General features: G+C 55.9%; 12 protein-coding genes. 7 read left to right on the forward strand and 5 right to left on the reverse strand.

Going from position 1 to position 13,173, the window contains the following annotated elements; all coding sequences use genetic code 11:
* Positions 1–209 precede the first annotated feature (209 nt).
* The 4 genes from LBF07_RS12105 to LBF07_RS12120 form a co-directional block, all read right to left on the reverse strand.
* Positions 210–572, reverse strand: coding sequence for a YibL family ribosome-associated protein (locus LBF07_RS12105; protein WP_010436679.1), 363 nt, complete (start codon positions 570–572; stop codon positions 210–212).
* A gap of 58 nt (positions 573–630) precedes the next feature.
* Positions 631–1,221 (reverse strand): mannitol operon repressor MtlR, encoded by a 591-nt coding sequence (mtlR, locus tag LBF07_RS12110; RefSeq protein WP_094935090.1) that lies wholly within the window; start codon positions 1,219–1,221, stop codon positions 631–633.
* Positions 1,218–2,366, reverse strand: a complete 1,149-nt coding sequence (gene mtlD / locus LBF07_RS12115) for a mannitol-1-phosphate 5-dehydrogenase (RefSeq protein WP_032665121.1) — start codon at positions 2,364–2,366, stop codon at positions 1,218–1,220. The genes mtlR and mtlD overlap by 4 nt, the downstream gene beginning before the upstream one ends.
* Positions 2,367–2,466: 100 nt before the next feature.
* Positions 2,467–4,374, reverse strand: coding sequence for a PTS mannitol transporter subunit IICBA (locus tag LBF07_RS12120; protein ID WP_023309922.1), 1,908 nt, complete (start codon positions 4,372–4,374; stop codon positions 2,467–2,469).
* 170 nt (positions 4,375–4,544) lie between these two features.
* Between LBF07_RS12120 and LBF07_RS12125 the strand changes: the two genes are divergently transcribed.
* From LBF07_RS12125 to aldB, 7 genes are all read left to right on the forward strand, one after another.
* Positions 4,545–4,781, forward strand: a complete 237-nt coding sequence (locus LBF07_RS12125; RefSeq protein WP_126327665.1) for a hypothetical protein — start codon at positions 4,545–4,547, stop codon at positions 4,779–4,781.
* 252 nt (positions 4,782–5,033) lie between these two features.
* Entirely contained in the window at positions 5,034–5,390 is a 357-nt protein-coding gene (locus tag LBF07_RS12130; protein WP_023334046.1) for a DUF3302 domain-containing protein, read from the forward strand.
* Positions 5,391–5,392: 2 nt separating this feature from the next.
* Positions 5,393–6,529 (forward strand): HlyD family secretion protein, encoded by a 1,137-nt coding sequence (locus LBF07_RS12135; protein ID WP_094935091.1) that lies wholly within the window; start codon positions 5,393–5,395, stop codon positions 6,527–6,529.
* 90 nt (positions 6,530–6,619) lie between these two features.
* Positions 6,620–7,228 (forward strand): glutathione S-transferase, encoded by a 609-nt coding sequence (locus LBF07_RS12140; RefSeq protein WP_033147022.1) that lies wholly within the window; start codon positions 6,620–6,622, stop codon positions 7,226–7,228.
* Between the two features lie 103 nt (positions 7,229–7,331).
* Positions 7,332–8,717, forward strand: a complete 1,386-nt coding sequence (gene selA, locus LBF07_RS12145; protein WP_033147021.1) for an L-seryl-tRNA(Sec) selenium transferase — start codon at positions 7,332–7,334, stop codon at positions 8,715–8,717.
* Positions 8,714–10,561 carry a selenocysteine-specific translation elongation factor gene (gene selB, locus LBF07_RS12150; RefSeq protein ID WP_094935092.1) on the forward strand — a complete coding sequence of 616 codons (1,848 nt, stop codon included), beginning with the start codon at positions 8,714–8,716 and terminating at the stop codon, positions 10,559–10,561. Before selA ends, selB begins: the two co-directional genes overlap by 4 nt.
* Positions 10,562–10,646: 85 nt before the next feature.
* Positions 10,647–12,185 carry an aldehyde dehydrogenase AldB gene (aldB, locus tag LBF07_RS12155; protein WP_094935093.1) on the forward strand — a complete coding sequence of 513 codons (1,539 nt, stop codon included), beginning with the start codon at positions 10,647–10,649 and terminating at the stop codon, positions 12,183–12,185.
* Here the strand turns inward: aldB and LBF07_RS12160 are convergent.
* Positions 12,182–13,147, reverse strand: a complete 966-nt coding sequence (locus LBF07_RS12160) for a LysR family transcriptional regulator (RefSeq protein ID WP_094935094.1) — start codon at positions 13,145–13,147, stop codon at positions 12,182–12,184. The two genes, aldB and LBF07_RS12160, sit on opposite strands and share 4 nt — an antisense overlap.
* Between the last annotated feature and the right edge of the window lie 26 nt (positions 13,148–13,173).

Genomic DNA, 13,173 nt, shown 5'->3' on the forward strand with positions numbered 1-13,173 from the left:
GTAAAAGTGGTCCTGCCAATGTTGTGTTGTAGGGTTAATGACAATGAATGGTTAACCAAATGTTATGGTCAGGCAATGAGTTTGTGAGCGGAAATAATGGAATTGTGAACCGGGGAAGAAAGAAAAGGGGGATTGGTTGGGCCAATTTGAAGCAGGGTGGGGCCTGATGCCCTCACCCCGGCCCTCTCCCACAGGAAGAGGGGGAAGTATCAGAACGCGGTCTTACAAAAGCCCGTCATCTCTTTCAGGCCCATTTCACGACCAAGCTCGGTCATAGGGTGTACCACCACCAGACCACGGACGCTTTTCTTCAGCTTGCCCATGTCGGCCTGTTCTTTTTTGGTGATCGCGCGGCGGTGCGGCATGTTCATCAGCTTCTGCGCTTCTTTGCTCAGCTTCTGGCCCTTCACTTCGCGCAGACGCTCGATTTCTGTTTCCAGCGTGGCGGCTTCTTTTTCCAGCTCGGCGTACTTCTCGGCGGAATCGACCAGTGACAGGCCAGCCATCTGGTGGCGGATCAGATCCAGGCGGTCGCTCAGGCGTTTAATTTCGTTCTTTTCGACTTCTTTCATGACAAATAACTCTGAAAACGGGGAATTTACAGGGAAGGATACACCAATGTGAGCAGGCTTACTTCTGAAACGCTTTTTTTAAGCTGATTCGGGAAATCAGCTCAGTCAGGGAGAGAACCATCGTGGAACGGACAACCTGTTGATAACGAAGCTTTTGCATCGCATAGAGCTCAGGGTCGCTGTTATCAAAATGGGGAGCAGGGGGCAGCGCGGTGACGCAGTGCAGCTCGCCGAAGGGTCCCAGGATCTCATCATCGGTAAAGGTGTACTCGTTACCGTCATGATTGAGCTCTTCGCGCAGCGCCATTAACAGCTCCGCATCTTCATACTCTTGTCGGTTGAGCACGCCAAGACCATAAATCAGCTTTAGACGCACGGATAAATCGCCCAGCGGTCCGTCTCCGTCCAGTAACGGTTCTACAGCATACTTTACCGCGTAGTCGTCTTTGCGAAACACCTGAAGCACCAGGATATTCACCGCCTCGGTTAACAGCTCGACGGCGGCAATCAGGAAACTTCGTACGGTTTTGCCAGCATTCAGACGCTCAAGCACACGATTTTCAAAGGCCTGGGTTTGTTCCATTATTGCCTGCATATCTGACAATTTATTATCTGGGCGCAGGTTAACCTGCGCCGCACTGTGCATCATTTGGTTGCGTTGTATGCGTTAACCGCCTCCACAACCACGTCGCTGTTGGCGTCCAGACCGGAAATCTGCGCCAGCGCAGCCTGCGCGCCTTTGTCATCAATAAGCTGAGCCAGTTCCTGCGCCTGTGGGTCCTGCTCGCTGCGGTAGTGCATCGCGGCGGCAATCCCTTTCACCAGGTTGGCGTGCGGCAGGCCGTATTCCAGCGTGCCCAGCAGCGGCTTAATCAGACGGTCGCCCGCGCTCAGTTTGCGCAGAGGCTGGCGGCCCACGCGCTCAACGTCATCTTTCAGATACGGATTTTCAAAGCGACCGAGGATTTTCTGGATGTATGCTGCGTGTTTATCAGCATCAAAACCGTAGCGTTTGATCAGCACCGCGCCGCTCTCTTCCATTGCCCCTTTCACCACCGCGCGGATCTTCTCATCGAGGATCGCATCACGAATGGTCTGATGACCGGCCAATTTTCCGAGGTACGCGGTTATAGCATGCCCGGTGTTCAGCGTGAAGAGTTTGCGTTCGACAAATGCCATCAGGTTATCGGTTAATTCCATTCCCGGAATGGTCGGCAGGGCGCCTTTAAACTGGGTTTTATCCACGATCCACTCGCTGAAGGTTTCCACGGTCACTTCCAGCGGGTCGTTGGTGGCGGATTCAGACGGCGGAACGATGCGATCCACGGCGGAATCCACAAACCCAACGTGCGCTTCAACCCAGGCTTTGTCTTCGTCTGCTACAGCGTTAAGCACGTGGCCTTTCAGCTGCGTGGTGCCGCGCACCATGTTTTCACAGGCGATGATGTTCAGCGGAGCGTCGATGCCCTGCGCTTTACGTTTTGCCAGGCCTTTCGCAACCGCAGGGGCGATGCGCTCAAGGACGACCGGACCCACGGCCGTGGTGACCAGATCGACGCTGGCGATCAGGTCGATAACGTCTTCCCCGATGCTGCTGACCGCGTTGACGCCGGACACCGTCTCAACCTGCTCGTTTTCACCGACTACATGGACCTGATAGCTATGACGCGCATTCAGGGCATCCAGGACCACCTGATTCACATCGGCGAATGTCAGCGTAATGCCCGCGTCTGCCAGCAGTTTACCGATAAAACCACGACCGATATTACCTGCGCCAAAATGTAATGCTTTCATAGTGTTAACCTTCATCAATGTTTTTACCCGAGAGGGCTGGGGTGAGGAACTTTTTCCCCTCACCCTAGCCCTCTCCCCCATGGGGGAGAGGGAAGAGAACTTATTTGTTAAGAAGTGCCAGGACTTCTTCCACGCTGGTGGTGCTCGCCAGACGCGCAATGACAGACTCATCGTCCAGCGCGTTGGTCAGGCTGGTAATCACCTGAATGTGCTCGTTGTTGCGAGCGGCGATACCAATCACCAGACGGGCGATGTCGTCTTCTTCTTCACCGAAGCGCACGCCCTGCGGATACTGACAGAATACGACGCCGGTTTTCAGGACGCGATCTTTCGCTTCAACCGTACCGTGCGGCACCGCGATGGATTCGCCCAGGTAGGTTGGCGTCAGTTTTTCGCGTTCCAGCATTGCGTCGACATATTCAGGCTGAACGTAACCGCCTTTCACCAGCTGCTCGCCGGCAAAGCGAATCGCCTCTTCTTTGGTTGCCGCTGTACGGCCGAGGAAGATGTTTTCCGCACCCAGTTTGAACAGGTGGGCGTTGCTTTCGTCAAAGCTGTCCTGCAGGCTTGAGCGCACTTTCACTTCGTTGTCTTCGTGACGCTGCGCCGCAACCAGACGTTCGGTCAGGCTGGTGTACAGGCCGCTGTCGAGGAAGTTGGTCAGCGAGATGTGCTGTGCCTGCGGCACCTGGCGCATGGCGCGTTCGGTCAGGTCGCGGTGCGTGATGACCAGGTCAACGTCCGGCGGCAGGCTGTTAATGGCGCTGTTGGTGACGGAGATGTTGGTCAGGCCCGCATCCTGCACTTTCTTACGCAGCACGCCTGCACCCATTGCGCTGGAACCCATACCGGCGTCACAGGCAACGATGATTTTACGCACGTGGCTCAGGTCGTTAGACACGTCGCCAGCCGCCAGCGGGGTCGCGCCTTTGGATTCGGCTTTCATGTCGTGCATACGACGGGTCGCCGCTTCAATATCGTCGTCTTCTTTCACTTTGCTGGTTTTCAGCAGGATAGAAGAGACCACGAAGGAGACGGCCATGGCCGCACAGATGGCCGCGATGTTGGCGAAGTACGCCCCTTTTGGCGTCATCGCCAGCACCGCCAGGATAGAACCCGGAGAAGCTGGAGACACCAGACCGCCGCCCAGCACGCTCAGGGTGAACACGCCGGTCATACCGCCAAGGATAACGGCCAGGATCAGGCGTGGGTTCATCAGCACGTACGGGAAGTAAATTTCGTGGATACCACCCAGGAAGTGAATGATTGCCGCACCACCAGCAGACTGCTTAGCGCTGCCGCGACCAAAGAACATGTACGCCAGCAGTACGCCCATACCCGGACCTGGGTTAGCTTCAATCAGGAAGAAGATAGACTTGCCGAGATCGTGAGACTGCTGAATACCCAGCGGCGAGAAGATACCGTGGTTGATGGCGTTGTTCAGGAACAGGATTTTCGCCGGTTCAACAAAGATAGACGCCAGCGGCAGCATGTCGTGCGCCACCATAAAGTTAACGCCTGCCGCCAGAATTTTGGACAGCACTTCAACCGCTGGGCCAATGCCGAGGAACGCCAGAATCGCGAGGATCATCCCGATGATGCCCGCAGAGAAGTTGTTCACCAGCATTTCGAAGCCGGATTTGATCTTACCATCAACCCAGACGTCGAATTTCTTAATCGCCCAGCCGCCCAGAGGACCGGCAATCATTGCACCGAGGAACATCGGCATATCCGCACCGACGATAACACCCATGGTCGTGATGGCACCCACTACGCCACCACGGTCACCGCCCACCAGACGACCACCGGTGAAACCGATGAGCAGCGGCAGGAGATAGGTAATCATTGGGCCAACAAGTTTCGCCAGCGTTTCGTTAGGCAACCACCCTGTCGGAATGAACAATGCAGTGATGATACCCCACGCGATAAACGCGCCGATATTTGGCATCACCATGTTGCTGAGGAAACGACCAAAGCTTTGAACTTTGATCTTGAAATCGGATGACATAAAACACCCCTTCTTCTGTTTACGCTTAGGCTTGCGGCCCGAGGTTTATTGTTAATGAGGCGGCAGAGGTAGCCGGGCCCTGTTCTGATGCTGTGAAATCTGGCACTGAATCGTTCAACTGTCCAGACAGCGAAAATTTGTGTGACGCACATCACGTAAAGGTAGGGGGTGTGGATGTCAATGAGGTGATCTTAGTCACAAAAAAGGTGGGCAAAAAAAATACGACGGCGAAAAATGCGGCAAAAACCACCCTTTTCTGTGATGGTTGTCACGATTTGGTTTTGTGGGTTTGTTTCTGGATTGTGACTGATTTCACAAAATATTTTTATGCAGATTTCTCCGGCTGCGATCGGCGGCAAACTCTGCTTAGCGATTCGGCGTCAGGATGGCATAGCGCGACACGTTAAGCTAAAAAACCACTTTTGAAGTGTGGTATGGCGAAAAGTTAAAAGGTGGATTACGCTCATATTGTAAGGTTAAGTATATTATTATTCATGATATATTTTGACACGCTTATAAACTTGCACGGAGATATTATAAAAAACGATACTCCCCGGCTCTGAAATAACCAGTATACCTTCTGTATTTCAAAATAAATTAATTAGGTTGCGTACTGTTTTATTAATTAAATGAGTTGACGTTGTTTAAGTGAGGAGAATATGTTTCTCAACTATTTTGCGCTGGGCGTATTGATTTTTGTATTTCTTGTTCTTTTTTATGGAATCATCGCCATCCATGACATTCCTTATAATATGGCCAAAAAGCGAAACCATCCGCATGCCGATGCGATTCACACGGCAGGCTGGATTAGCCTGTTTACGCTCCATGCCATCTGGCCGTTCCTGTGGATATGGGCCACGCTGTACCGTGAAGATCGCGGCTGGGGGATGCAAAACCACATCACCAAGCCTGATGAGGTTCCGGGCATGGATGCGCTGGCCAAACGCGTGGCCGAATTAGAACAAAAGCTGGCCGCGGTACAGCCCGCCGCTGATAAGAACACGCTGGAGCGCTAATCATGGATCTGTTAATTATTTTGACCTATGTGGCATTTGCCTGGGTGATTTTTAAAATATTCCGTATTCCGGTAAACCAGTGGACGCTTGCCACCGCGACATTAGGCGGGGTGTTTATTGTTGCCGGACTTATTCTGTTAATGAACTATAACCATCCGTACACCTTTACGGCGCAAAAGGCGGTTATTTCTATTCCAATTACGCCGCAGGTTACCGGGGTGGTCAGTGAAGTGACCGATAAAAATAACCAGCTAATTAAAAAAGGCGAAGTGTTATTTAAACTGGATCCGGGCCGCTACCAGGCGCGCGTCGACAGACTCCAGGCCGACCTGGTGACCGCAACGCACAATATCGACAATCTGAAAGCGCAGCTTTCGGAAGCGGTCGCCAATACCACCCGCGTGTCGGCTGAACGCGATCGTCTGTTTAAAGATTATCAGCGCTACCTGAAAGGCAGCCAGGCAAAGGTGAATCCGTTTTCTGAAAGCGATATCGACAACGCGCGGCAAAATTATCTCGCACAGGATGCGATGGTGAAAGGCTCCGTTGCCGAACAGACGCAGATTCAAAGCCAGCTGGACAGCATGGTGAACGGCGAACAGTCGCAGATTGCCTCCTTACGCGCGCAGCTTGCTGAAGCGAAATACAACCTGGATCAGACCGTGGTCCGTGCGCCAAGCGATGGCTACATCACCCAGGTGCTGATCCGTCCGGGGACGTACGCCGCCGCGCTGCCGCTGCGTCCGGTGATGGTCTTTATTCCTGAACAGAAGCGTCAGATCGTGGCCCAGTTCCGTCAGAACTCGCTGCTGCGTCTGAAGCCGGGCGATGAAGCGGAAGTGGTGTTTAACGCGCTGCCGGGCCAGGTGTTTACCGGTAAACTCACCAGTATTCTGCCGGTGGTGCCGGGAGGCTCCTATCAGGCGCAGGGTGCGCTGCAGTCGCTGACGGTGGTGCCGGGAACGGACGGCGTGTTGGGTACGATTGAGCTGGATCCGAATACGGAAGTCGATGCGCTGCCAGACGGTATCTATGCCCAGGTGGCGGTCTACTCGGACCATTTCGCCCACGTCTCGGTGATGCGTAAAGTATTGCTGCGTATGACCAGCTGGATGCACTACCTCTACCTCGATCACTAATCCTTCCAGGGCAGGAATGCGACACGCGTACCTGCCCTTTTTTCATCGCTTGATCCATACTGACTTTTTTCCGGCATCAAGGATCAGGCAATGAAACTCATCGGTAGCTACACCAGTCCCTTCGTGCGAAAAATCTCGATTCTCCTGCTGGAGAAAGGGATTGAATTTGAATTCATCAATGAACAGCCCTACAACGCTGAAAACGGCGTCGCGCAGTACAACCCGCTGGGGAAAGTCCCGGCGCTGGTGACGGACGAGGGCGAATACTGGTTCGATTCCCCGATTATTGCGGAGTATATCGAGCTGCTGGGCGTTGCCCCGGCAATGCTGCCGGCTGACCCAAAAGCGGCGCTGGCGGTGAAGCAAATTGAAGCCCTGGCCGATGGCATTATGGATGCGGCGTTAACCTCCGTGCGTGAGCAGGCCAGGCCCGCCGCCCAGCAGTCGGAAACGGAACTGTTACGCCAGCGGGAAAAAATCAGCCGCAGCCTGGACAGGTGCGAACAGCTTATCCGGGAGGGCAAAATTCAAACCGACAGCCTGAACCTGGCAACTATCGCTATCGCCTGCGCCATCGGCTATCTCAACTTCCGCCGGGTTTCCCCTGGCTGGTGCGTCGACCGTCCGTTGCTGGTGAAACTGGCAGACACGCTTTTTAGCCGCGAGAGCTTTGCCCGTACCGAACCGCCAAAGGCTTGATGCGGGTTATAACACTTCGGCGTCGGAGGCGGTACAATCCCTCCACATGTTAACTCCCTCTCCCGTCGGGAGGGGGGAAGATATTTACTCGCCAGGCGCTTTCATGACTACTCATCATTCGCTGTACAGCCAAATCCCCGCTACCGACCGTCTCCTTCGCGAGCCCCGCATTCATGCTGCCGTTGAGCGTTTTGGCCATACCGCGACGGTGGAGATGTTACGCCTGCTTCAGGACGAAGCCCGATGCGCTATTCAGGCAGAAAACGCCTTGCCCGACTGGTGCGCGGCGTGGGAGCAGGAAGTTGAGCACCGGCTGGATGAGAAAGCGCAAAGCGCATTACGCCCGGTGATTAACCTGACCGGTACCGTGCTGCATACCAACCTGGGCCGCGCGCAGCAGGCGGAAGAGGCGGTTGCGGCGGTTGTGCAGGCCATGCGGGCGCCCGTGACGCTGGAGTACGATCTGGACGGCGCCGGTCGCGGGCATCGTGACCGGGCGCTGGCGGACCTGCTGTGCCAGCTGACCGGCGCGGAAGATGCCTGCATTGTGAATAACAACGCCGCAGCGGTGCTGCTGATGCTGGCGGCCACCGCCAGCGGCAAAGAGGTGGTGGTTTCCCGCGGCGAGCTGGTGGAGATTGGCGGGGCGTTTCGTATTCCGGACGTGATGCGCCAGGCGGGCTGCACGCTACATGAAGTGGGCACCACTAACCGTACTCATGCGAAAGATTATCGCGCGGCGGTGAATGAAAATACCGCCCTGCTGATGAAGGTCCACACCAGCAATTATCATATTGAAGGCTTCACCAAAACGGTTGAAGAGGCAGAGCTGGCGGCGATTGGCCGCGAACTGAATATTCCGGTGATTGCCGATCTCGGCAGCGGCTCGCTGGTGGATCTGAGCCTTTACGGGCTGCCGAGAGAGCCGATGCCGCAAGAGATGATTGCCGCAGGCGTTAGCCTGGTCAGCTTTTCCGGCGACAAGCTGCTGGGCGGGCCGCAGGCCGGGATTATCGTCGGCAAGCGCGAGCTGATTGCGAAGCTGCAGCAGCATCCGCTCAAGCGCGCCCTGCGAGCCGATAAAATGACGCTTGCCGCGCTGGAGGCGACGCTGCGGCTCTATCTCCATCCGGAGAAACTGGCCGACCGCCTGCCCACGCTGCGTCTGTTAACCCGTGATGCCGCCTCGATTCGCGCCCAGGCCGAATTACTGCTGCCGCGCATTGCCCCGCACTACCCCGATTTTGACGTTCGCATTGAACCCTGCCAGTCGCAGATTGGCAGCGGTTCGCTGCCGGTGGACAGGCTGCCGAGTGAAGCGCTCACGTTCACCCCGCGTGACGGGCGCGGCAGCCACCTTGAAGCCCTGTCGTCGCGCTGGCGTGGCCTGCCTGCGCCGGTTATCGGGCGGATTTACGATGGCCGAATGTGGCTGGATCTGCGCTGCCTTGAAGATGAAGAGCGATTTCTGGAGATGTTGTTGAAATGATTATTGCCACCGCCGGTCATGTCGACCACGGAAAAACCACGTTGCTGCAGGCGATTACCGGCATAAACGCCGACCGCCTGCCGGAAGAGAAAAAGCGCGGCATGACCATCGATCTGGGCTATGCCTACTGGCCCCAGCCTGATGGTCGCGTGCTGGGTTTTATTGATGTTCCGGGGCATGAAAAGTTTCTGTCCAACATGCTGGCGGGCGTGGGGGGTATCGATCATGCCCTGCTGGTGGTGGCCTGCGATGATGGCGTCATGGCGCAAACCCGTGAGCACCTGGCGATCCTGCAGCTGACCGGTAACCCGCAGCTGACCGTGGCGCTGACCAAAGCCGATCGCGTGGATGACGCTCGCGTCAGCGAAGTGCGCGAAGCGGTACAGGCGACCTTGCAGGAGTATGGTTTTGCCGATGCACCGCTTTTTGTCACCGTGGCGACAGAAGGGCGCGGTATCGATGAACTTCGCCACCACTTACAGCAGCTTTCGTCGCGTGACCACGCCAGCCATCACCGCTTCCGTCTGGCAATTGACCGGGCGTTTACCGTCAAAGGCGCGGGGCTGGTGGTGACCGGTACGGCGCTGAGCGGTGAAGTGAACGTAGGTGATACGCTTTGGCTGACGGGCGTTAACAAACCGATGCGCGTGCGCGGCCTGCATGCGCAAAACCAGCCCGCGGAGCGTGCTCATGCCGGGCAGCGGATCGCGCTGAACATTGCCGGGGATGCGGAAAAAGAGCAGCTTAACCGCGGCGACTGGCTGCTGGCCGATGCCCCGCCTGAGCCGTCTGAACGCGTCATTGTCTCCCTGCAGACAAACGTGCCCCTGACCCAATGGCAGCCGCTGCATATTCACCACGCGGCCAGCCATATCACCGGGCGCGTGTCGCTGCTGGAAAACGATCTTGCCGAAGTGGTATTCGATTCACCGCTCTGGCTTGCAGACAACGATCGTCTGGTTCTGCGTGATATTTCCGCGCGGGAAACGCTGGCCGGGGCACGGGTGGTCGCGCTGAATCCGCCGCGACGCGGCAAGCGTAAGCCTGAATATCTGCAGTGGCTGGCAGCGTTGGCGCAGGCCAGCGATGATAACGCCGCGCTGCGGGTGCATCTTGAGCGCGGTGCGGTGAGCCTGCGTGATTTTGCATGGGCACGCCAGCTGAGCGAGGAAGGGTTACGCATGCTGGCCCAGCAGCCGGGCTTTATTCAGGCTGGAAACAGTCTGCTAAACGCCCCGGTTGCTGCGAACTGGCAGCGTAAGATACTGAACACGCTCGCAACATACCATGAACAGCATCAGGATGAGCCTGGCCCGGGCCGTGAGCGTCTGCGGCGCATGGCGCTGCCGATGGAAGACGATGCACTGGTGCTGCTGCTGATTGAAAACATGCGCGAAAGCGGGGCGATCAAAAGCCACCACGGCTGGCTGCATCTGCCGGATCACAAGGCCGGGTTCACCGCTGAGCAAGAGGCAGTATGGCAAAAAGTGGCCTCGCTGTTTGGCGATGAGCCGTGGTGGGTTCGCGATCTGGCCCGCGAAACGAATACCGACGAGCAGGTGATGCGTCAGGTATTGCGCCATGCGGCGCAGCAGGGGCTGATAGTCGCGATCGTGAAAGATCGTTATTACCGTAACGATCGCATTGTGGCGTTTGCGAACCTGATCCGCGAGCTGGATCAGGAGCGGGGCTCTACCTGCGCAGCCGATTTCCGCGACCGGCTGAACGTGGGCCGCAAGCTGGCGATTCAGATCCTGGAGTATTTCAACCGCATCGGCTTTACCCGCCGTCGCGGTAACGATCATTTATTGCGCGATTCGTTATTATTTCCTGAAACTCCGTGACCCCCGTCGTAAAGCCGTTACCGGTTGGCGAGAAAATCGCCAGCCGGAACTACCCTTGATGTACACCAACAGCAAGGAGACGGTCATGACAAACAATCCTCCCTCATCGCGTATCCAGCCCGGCGAGTATGGTTTTCCCCTCAAGCTGAAGCCTCGTTATGACAACTTTATTGGCGGCGACTGGGTAGCTCCCGTCGACGGCGAATACTATTCCAACCTGACCCCCGTAACCGGCCAGCCGCTGTGCGAAATAGCCAGCTCCGGCAAGCGCGATATCGATCTGGCGCTGGATGCGGCGCACAAAGCGAAAGATAAATGGGGCCATACCTCGGTTCAGGACCGCGCGGCTATTTTGTTCAAAATCGCTGACCGGATGGAGCAGAATCTGGAGCTGCTGGCGACGGCGGAAACCTGGGATAACGGCAAGCCGATCCGGGAAACGATGGCGGCAGACGTGCCGCTGGCCATCGACCACTTCCGCTATTTTGCCTCCTGCATTCGCGCTCAGGAGGGTGGAATAAGCGAGGTAGACAGCGACACCGTGGCGTATCATTTCCACGAACCGCTGGGCGTCGTCGGGCAAATCATTCCGTGGAACTTCCCGCTGCTGATGGCGAGCTGGAAAATGGCGCCCGCGCTGGCGGCCGGGAACTGCATTGTGCTTAAACCGGCGCGTCTGACCCCGCTCTCGGTGCTGCTGCTGATGGAAATCGTTGGCGATCTTCTGCCGCCTGGCGTGATTAACGTGGTCAACGGTGCGGGCGGTGAGATAGGGGAATATCTGGCTACCTCGAAACGGATCGCTAAAGTGGCATTTACCGGGTCGACGGAAGTGGGCCAGCAGATTATGCAATACGCCACGCAGAACATCATTCCCGTGACCCTGGAGCTGGGCGGGAAATCCCCGAACATCTTCTTCGCGGACGTGATGGAGGAAGAGGATGCCTTCTTCGATAAAGCCCTGGAAGGGTTTGCGCTGTTTGCGTTTAACCAGGGCGAAGTCTGCACCTGCCCAAGCCGCGCGCTGGTGCAGGAGTCCATCTGTGAGCGCTTTATGGAGCGGGCCATTCGCCGCGTCGAGTCTATCCGCAGCGGTAATCCGCTCGATAACGTCACGCAGATGGGGGCGCAGGTCTCGCACGGACAGCTGGAAACCATCCTCAACTACATCGATATCGGCAAGAAAGAGGGGGCGGATATTCTGACTGGCGGTCGCCGTAAGGTGCTCGGCGGGGATCTGCAGGAAGGGTATTACCTGGAGCCGACGATCCTGTTCGGTCAGAACAACATGCGCGTCTTCCAGGAGGAAATTTTCGGACCGGTGCTGGCCGTAACCACCTTCAAAACGATGGAGGAGGCGCTGGAGATTGCCAACGACACTCCGTATGGCCTGGGAGCTGGCGTCTGGAGCCGCAACGGTAATCTGGCCTATAAAATGGGCAGAGGCATTCAGGCCGGGCGCGTCTGGACCAACTGCTACCACGCCTATCCTGCCCACGCTGCATTTGGCGGTTATAAGCAATCGGGTATCGGGCGTGAAACCCACAAGATGATGCTGGAGCATTATCAGCAGACGAAATGTTTGCTGGTCAGCTACTCCGATAAACCGCTGGGGCTGTTCTAATCGCCCAGCTCAGGCCGTCCATGGGCGGCCTGAGCAATTTGCTGGCGCAGGCAGTTCAGAACGCCATCCAGAACGTATTGCACGCGCCAGGGCTGGTATTCGCGTTTGCGGAAGATGGCCGTCAGATCGAGCCACCACTCTTCCTGATGCGGGAAGCAGGGGACCAGTATCCCTTGCGTTAATTCTTTTTTCAGACTTTCTTTTGGCGCAAAAACAATCCCAAGATTATTTCTTGCCAGCTCCAGGGCCGTCTGCGTATTGTCGCAAATATAATTACCGGTCACCCGGTAGTCATGCACGCTATCACTGCCGTGCACGCGGAAACGCCAGATGTTTGCATCATCGATCAGCATGGAATCAATGAGAATACAGGAGTGATTAATTAAACCTTCAGGTCCCGTTGAGGGGTGTTTATTTAAATATTCTACAGTAGCGAATGCCGTAACAGAATATTTTGTTAACACGCTGGCAACCAGACTTTCGTCTTTCGGCGGCGCATAGGTAATTAAAATGTCGCAGTCATCAGGAAAGGAAACGCCTTCTGAATATTCATTCCGATCCAGGTTATAGGTTTTCAGGGAGATGCGGATGTCACCGATATCTTCTATCTGATGGATCACGTGGCGCGCGAGATAAGTTACGATACCTGTAGGGGCATAGATCGTGACCTTTCCGCGCTTTTCATGCTTATAATCAGCAATAAAATTAACGAGTTGACGGTTCTTATCCAGCGTGGCATCAATGTACGGGAGTAACGCTTCCCCAAACTGGGTCAGGGCCAGCTGCCGCGTGGTGCGCTCAAAAACCTTGAGTCCAACCCGCGTTTCAAAATCAGACAGATATTTACTGACGTTGGCCTGCGCCATGCCCAGCAGGGCGGCGGCATCACCAATGCTGTGGGTGGCTGCGATGACGGATATAATTTTTAACTCGCGCGGCTTTAGCTGTAATTTATTCATCATGCACACCCATCTATATGATTTTGTAT

Source organism: Enterobacter cloacae complex sp. ECL352, assembly GCF_020149545.1.
GTDB classification, from domain to species: Bacteria; Pseudomonadota; Gammaproteobacteria; order Enterobacterales; family Enterobacteriaceae; genus Enterobacter; species Enterobacter asburiae_B.

Coding starts and splice junctions, on each gene's coding strand:
- LBF07_RS12105 (WP_010436679.1), bottom strand. CDS start 572: ATGAAAGAAGTCGAAAAGAACGAAATTAAACGCCTGAGCGACCGCCTG.
- mtlR (WP_094935090.1), bottom strand. CDS start 1,221: ATGATGCACAGTGCGGCGCAGGTTAACCTGCGCCCAGATAATAAATTG.
- mtlD (WP_032665121.1), bottom strand. CDS start 2,366: ATGAAAGCATTACATTTTGGCGCAGGTAATATCGGTCGTGGTTTTATC.
- LBF07_RS12120 (WP_023309922.1), bottom strand. CDS start 4,374: ATGTCATCCGATTTCAAGATCAAAGTTCAAAGCTTTGGTCGTTTCCTC.
- LBF07_RS12130 (WP_023334046.1), top strand. CDS start 5,034: ATGTTTCTCAACTATTTTGCGCTGGGCGTATTGATTTTTGTATTTCTT.
- LBF07_RS12135 (WP_094935091.1), top strand. CDS start 5,393: ATGGATCTGTTAATTATTTTGACCTATGTGGCATTTGCCTGGGTGATT.
- LBF07_RS12140 (WP_033147022.1), top strand. CDS start 6,620: ATGAAACTCATCGGTAGCTACACCAGTCCCTTCGTGCGAAAAATCTCG.
- selA (WP_033147021.1), top strand. CDS start 7,332: ATGACTACTCATCATTCGCTGTACAGCCAAATCCCCGCTACCGACCGT.
- selB (WP_094935092.1), top strand. CDS start 8,714: ATGATTATTGCCACCGCCGGTCATGTCGACCACGGAAAAACCACGTTG.
- aldB (WP_094935093.1), top strand. CDS start 10,647: ATGACAAACAATCCTCCCTCATCGCGTATCCAGCCCGGCGAGTATGGT.
- LBF07_RS12160 (WP_094935094.1), bottom strand. CDS start 13,147: ATGATGAATAAATTACAGCTAAAGCCGCGCGAGTTAAAAATTATATCC.